Source organism: Mycobacterium sp. KBS0706, assembly GCF_005938675.2.
In the GTDB taxonomy this organism is placed as follows: domain Bacteria; phylum Pseudomonadota; class Alphaproteobacteria; order DSM-16000; family Inquilinaceae; genus Inquilinus.
Genome location: NZ_VCCH02000215.1, coordinates 1 through 3,858, shown reverse-complemented (window position 1 = coordinate 3,858; position 3,858 = coordinate 1). Strand labels below are relative to the sequence as shown.

Below are 3,858 nucleotides of genomic sequence, written 5' to 3'. Positions count from 1 at the left end.
CTGGGGCTACGACGCCCAGAAGGGCGAGTACACCGCCATGATCAAGGCCGGCATCCTCGACCCGGCCAAGGTGGTGCGGGTGGCGCTGCAGAATGCCGCCTCGATCGCCGGCCTTCTGATCACGACCGAAGCGATGGTGGCCGCGCTGCCGGAGACGGCCGGCCCAGCATCGGTCGGCGGAGGCGTGGACTTCTGACCCGGGCGCGCCGTGCGACTGCTTTAAGCGGTTCGGCCGTCGTCGCCCAAGCTCGCCCGCCCATCGGTGGAGGCCGTTTGTCCGCTTACGCAGTGACGGTAGCCGATGCGCCTCATCCTCTCGGAGGCTGCATAGCTGCTGTCGGGTGGATCGGAGGTACGCAATGACCTGCATACTTCTCGATCCAGGAGAGCGGCCGCATCCTCTCTTTGAAGCCCCACAATGTCTGAGCGAGGTAGGCCGGGCTCTCTATTGAAAGGATCTACAATGATCCACCACCAGACAAGCGCGACAGCACCTAAATTCTCGAATCTGATGTCGCCTCACATGCACGATTTCAGGAGATATGCCGCCTTACTGACAAGAAACCGATCGGACGCTGACGATCTGTTCCAGGATTCGGTATGTAGGGCGATGGTCAAACTGCACCTTTTTCAAGAGGGGACGAATTTCCCGGCTTGGTTCACCACAATCATGAAACGCGTATTTCTCAGCGGCCTCGAGGGGTCTCGAGCGCGACATAAGCGGTGGGATCCGATCGACAGTGTGCAAATTCCTATTTCTGGGGGGCAGGAATCGGCTGTGGAACTCAGTTGTGTCGCATCATGTTGGCCGCGGCTTACACGTGAGCACCGATTGGTGTTGGCCGAGGTCGGGCTGTACGGCGCTTCCTATGAAGAGGCTGCCGCAATCTTGGGGATCCCCACCGGAACAGTCCGATCGCGCCTCTCGCGAGCGAGACAACACTTACGGCAGCTTGTCGGCTCTATTTGAGAAGCAAACAAGGGCTCGCAAAATCAAGCGGAAACAGCGCGCCTCAGATTGGCGATCGGTCGTCGCCAGATCCTTTGAGCATGACCGTTCGCTTGAAAATGGAAGCCGCACGATCGGGTCCTGGTGGGGTTGCTGGAATCCTGGGCAATAGCGCGGGCACTGCAGCAATGCCCGACGTGCTCGGTCGGCCTAGTCACTACTCAGTTGCTGCATACAACCATGATCGCGAGATCACGTCGGCAAGCCATTGCCCCGTTCTGAGATGGCGTCGCAATATCGGCTTGAGGGCCGTCCAGCCGGGCCGACAGTCAGACATACCCCTGATGGTGTTGCGACGGCAAGCCGCGCGGTGCCCTTCCCAGCGTCTTCGGCAAGCCCCCCCACACAGATCCGCAGAAGTATTTTGTCCTCATCCATGTGATGATACCACTCTGCTCGCGACGGATCTCCGGCAGGGGACATGGCTTGGACGACTCTCGCACTCCTGGGCGATCTGATGCTCGGCCGCGGCGTGAGCCGGGAATTGCGCCACCGGCCACCTGAATGGTTCTGGGGCGATGTCCTGCCCATCCTCCGCCGGGCCGATGCGGTGCTGGCCAATCTCGAAAGTCCGATCACGACGGCCAGCAGGCGCCGAAGCTGGAAGATGTTCCATTTCCGGGCCGATCCGGAGGCCGTCCGGATCCTGGATTGCGCCGCCGTCCGCTTCGTCTGTCTAGCGAACAACCACATGCTGGACTTCGACGAACGCGGACTGCTCGACACCATGGCCGCCCTCGACGCCGCGGGGATCCGATATGCGGGCGCGGGGCGGAACGCTGCCGACGCGGCGGCTCCGGCCATGCTCGATTTGCCGAGGTTGAAGCTCGGGCTGCTCGCCGCCACCGACAACATGCGCGCATTCGGCGCCGGCCCCGATCGCCCGGGGACGAACGTCATCGAATTCAGGGACAACTCCGCCGGCCTCGATTGGGTCGCCCGCTCGGTCGACGCGCTGCGCCGGTCCGGCGCGGCCGTCGTGCTGCTGTCGTTGCATTGGGGTCCGAACATGCGCCTGTCGCCGAGCCGGCGATTCCGGCAGTTCGCGCATGCCGCCATCGATCGCGGCGTCGACATCATCCACGGCCATTCCGCGCATGTCGTCCAGGCAGTCGAGCGGCATCGGGGCGGCATCATCCTCTACGACACCGGCAACTTCATCGACGACTACTGGAAGTTCCCGTTCCGCCGGACGTTCTGGTCGTTCGTCTTCCTCCTGGACATCGAAGGTGATCGGCTCGGGCGGCTCCGGCTGGTGCCGGTCCACATCCATTCCTCGCCGCTTGGTTTGGCGAAGGGTGAGATTGACCAAGCCATCAGGACGCGGATGAAGTCTCTCTGCGCCACCTTCGGCACCCCCGTCCTCGAATCGGCCGAAGGGCTGGAGATTCCGATCTCTCGATGAGGCGCCGTGCCGGAACCAACCGCCGGCTTCGCTGAACCCCAGCTTGCATGACCAGCTTTTGGTGCTTCTTTGTTCTCAGATGTCGGACACCTACGCACTCCTCTTGTAGCGACCCCCTTTCCGCCCTTCGCAGCCCCTTGGGGCGAGCCAACGCGCCCGGAGAACCCACGCGCAATAGTCTGTGAACGGCGTCCTGCAGCTGGTCTTCACCGAACGGCTTTCGGAGGACGGGATCGGTGACAAGCCGGTCGATCCAATTGTCCCAGTGGGCCGTGATGAAGGAAAACGGGATCTCTCGACGGCGCAGCAGGTCCGCCACTGAATAAACTCTATCACGATATGGCAGTCGGACATCGGGCTGCAGTTGAACATCGAGCAGGGCTGCATCGATCCGTTCTGTCTCCGCAAGCATCATGGCTTGCCACAAGGTCCCCACAGGCCCGATCACCTGAATGCCCATCCGTCGAAGGATCTCATCGATTTGCTGCGCCGTGTGGAATTCGTCTTCGACGACCAGGACTCGCCTTGGTGTTGCAATCGTGGCGAGTGAAGGTCGGGCACGTGCGTGAACGCGACGTCTCATCACATGCCTCACAAAGGAATCCCGCCGAAGCGTAGGATCCGATGGTGGAGCGGTAGCCCCGACTCAGATGACGATGGCGGAACGTCCATTATTCCGAAGAATCTCTGGTCCGTCGGGATCTGGCCAACGCGCGAGCGCTGCCGCTTGGGACTGTTGCCGCCCGGATGGTGGATTTCTGCTTTCGGCGCTCCGTGGCCGGACTGCCTGTTGAGCCGCGCCCGAGGCCGCCACGGCGATTGCTTCCCTTGAATCTCCGGATAGGAAAGACAGACCGATGACGGTCCGCCTTCCGTGGGATAGGCCGACTTCGGGCATGGATGGATCACCGGGAGGTCCGTTACATGGAAGCCTGTAGGGTCGCGATCGTCCGGGAGAGGACCAAACGGCTATTCCTCGGCGAGCAGCCTGCCGGTGAAGTTGCCCTGCCACAGGCTGGAATGCCGGCGGTAGCCGCGAGCGGTCCGGGCGTCCTTCCAGCGGCCATGCTGCATTGCCGCCTCGAGTGGCACGCCCTTGCGGTCGGCCGCGGTCATCATGCCGGCGCGCAGGCTGTGGGCGGAGAATTCGGCGGCGCCGAGCCCGGTGCCCTTGATCACCCGCTTGACCAGGCGGGCGACGGTCTTGGTATCGATCGGCAGCAGGCGCCCGTCGAGGCCATAGGTCAGATGGTCGCCGCGATCGACGCGGCAGAACAGCGGCCCGGGCGCGTCGCCGCGCGCCGCGAGCCAGGCACCGACCGCCGTCACGGCGCACAGCGGCGACCGCGGCACCGCCTGGATTCCGACCTCCTCGCCGCGCCGCTCCTGGTCATTCTTCGAGCCGGCGACGAACAGCACCAGGCCTTCGGCGGTGAAGCTGACG

General features: G+C 63.3%; 3 protein-coding genes and 2 pseudogenes. 4 read left to right on the top strand and 1 reads right to left on the bottom strand.

The features are described from left to right. The 4 genes and pseudogenes from FFK22_RS41140 to FFK22_RS43585 form a co-directional block, all read left to right on the top strand. Positions 1–196, top strand: a pseudogene (locus tag FFK22_RS41140) (TCP-1/cpn60 chaperonin family protein); the annotation flags it as partial. Positions 197–418: 222 nt separating this feature from the next. After that, positions 419–970, top strand: coding sequence for an RNA polymerase sigma factor (locus FFK22_RS44975; protein WP_138893430.1), 552 nt, complete (start codon positions 419–421; stop codon positions 968–970). A gap of 460 nt (positions 971–1,430) precedes the next feature. After that, the gene (locus FFK22_RS41130; RefSeq protein ID WP_138893431.1) at positions 1,431–2,414 is read left to right on the top strand and encodes a CapA family protein; all 984 of its coding nucleotides are present in this window, start codon (positions 1,431–1,433) and stop codon (positions 2,412–2,414) included. A 364-nt stretch (positions 2,415–2,778) separates the two neighbouring features. Next, entirely contained in the window at positions 2,779–2,964 is a 186-nt protein-coding gene (locus tag FFK22_RS43585; RefSeq protein WP_186002962.1) for a hypothetical protein, read from the top strand. A gap of 419 nt (positions 2,965–3,383) precedes the next feature. On the opposite strand, the pseudogene FFK22_RS41120 reads toward FFK22_RS43585, so the two are convergent. Further along, positions 3,384–3,858, bottom strand: a pseudogene (locus FFK22_RS41120) (tyrosine-type recombinase/integrase); the annotation flags it as partial.